The following is a 1,573-nucleotide window of genomic DNA, read 5'->3' as shown; positions in this document are numbered from 1 at the left end:
GCCGAGACGCTGGCCATGGTTGCGCAGGCCTGGCCAGCCTGAAACTGACGCTTTTGTTTTGACGCAATTCCCAAGGGAAAGCGCTAGCGCTTTTCCCGGGAAAAACGCCTCACACTTTTCCTGGAATTGCTCTAGCCCTTCGCGGGATGCTCGACGGCCTGGCGACCGAAATCGGGCACGTCGATGTCCTGGCCGGCTTCGATGATCGAGCGGCGCACAGCCCGCGTCCGGGTGAACAGGTCGAAGAGCTTTTCGCCATCGCCCCAGCGGATCGCGCGTTGCAGCGACGCCAGGTCTTCCGAGAACCGCGCCAGCATTTCGAGAATGGCGTCCTTGTTGTGCAGGCAGACATCCCGCCACATGGTCGGGTCGGAGGCGGCAAGGCGGGTGAAGTCGCGGAAGCCGGAAGCCGAATATTTGATCACTTCGGACTTGGTTACCGACTGCAGATCATCGGCGGTGCCGACGATGTTGTAGGCGATGATGTGCGGCAAATGCGAGACGATGGCCAGCGTCATGTCGTGATGCTGCGGATCCATCGTGTCGATGTTGGCGCCGCAGCGGCGCCAGAACTCCGACAGCCTCTCCAGCGCATCCGGGTCGGTGTCGGGCAGCGGCGTGAAGATGCACCAGCGATTGTCGAACAGGTCGGCGAAACCGGCGTCGGGGCCGGATTTTTCCGTGCCCGCCAGCGGGTGGCCGGGAATGAAATGGACGCCTTCAGGCACATAAGGCTGCATCTGCGCGATGACGGACGCCTTGGTCGAGCCGACATCGGTGAGGATCGCGCCCGGCTTCAGCGCCGGCGCGATTTCCTCGGCAACCGCGCCGGATGAGCCTACCGGCACCGAAATGATGACAAGGTCGGCATCGCGGACAGTCTCTCTCGCATCGGTGGTATAGCTATCGCCCAGCCCAAGCTCCTCGGCTCGCGCCAGCGTCGCCGCACTGCGCGTTGATATGGCTACGTGACGGGCCAGCCCCTCGCGGCGGATGACGCGGGCCAGCGACGAGCCGATCAGGCCGATGCCGACCAGCGCGATCTTTTCAAACATCGGTGATGTCATGGTCTCTAGCTTTTCAGGAATGTCGTGAGAGCGGCGACAACGCCGCGATTGGCCTCTTCGGTGCCGACGGTCATGCGCAACGCGTTGGGAAAGCCATAGCCCGAAACGCGCCGCAATATATAGCCGCGCGCCGTCAGATAGTCGTCCGCCGCCGCCGCCGAATGCTTCTGGTCATCGGGAAAATGAATGAGAACGAAATTGCCGACGCTCGGCGTTACCCGCAGCCCGAGCTTTGTGAATTCCTCGCTCAACCAGGCAAGCCAGGTCTCGTTGTGCGCCACGCTGCGCTCGACATGGGCGCGGTCGCGGATGGCTGCGATACCGGCCTCGATCGCCGTCGCATTGACGTTGAAGGGACCGCGCACGCGGTTGATGGCGTCGACGATATGCATCGGCGCATACATCCAGCCGATCCGCGCGCCACCGAGGCCGATCTTGGAGAAGGTACGGGTCATCACCACGTTCTCGGTGCTGCCGACCAACTCGATGCCGGCCTCATAGTCGTT

Annotated in this window: 2 protein-coding genes; both read right to left on the bottom strand. The window is 62.9% G+C overall.

Annotation, left to right across the window (positions count from 1 at the left end; translation table 11 throughout):
- Positions 1-131: 131 nt before the first annotated feature.
- Positions 132-1,067: a prephenate/arogenate dehydrogenase family protein gene (locus EN893_RS33260; protein WP_206517072.1), complete on the bottom strand. Its 936-nt coding sequence runs from the start codon at positions 1,065-1,067 to the stop codon at positions 132-134.
- 5 nt (positions 1,068-1,072) lie between these two features.
- The coding region (locus EN893_RS33255; RefSeq protein ID WP_128362147.1) for an aminotransferase class I/II-fold pyridoxal phosphate-dependent enzyme at positions 1,073-1,573 on the bottom strand (501 nt) is incomplete at its 5' end.

The organism is Mesorhizobium sp. M7A.F.Ca.CA.004.04.2.1 (genome assembly GCF_004022825.1).
GTDB lineage: Bacteria > Pseudomonadota > Alphaproteobacteria > Rhizobiales > Rhizobiaceae > Mesorhizobium.
This window is presented reverse-complemented; position numbering and strand designations above follow the sequence as displayed.

Excerpts from the sequence above, each read along its gene's own strand:
- EN893_RS33260 (WP_206517072.1), bottom strand. The coding sequence starts at position 1,067 with ATGACATCACCGATGTTTGAAAAGATCGCGCTGGTCGGCATCGGCCTG.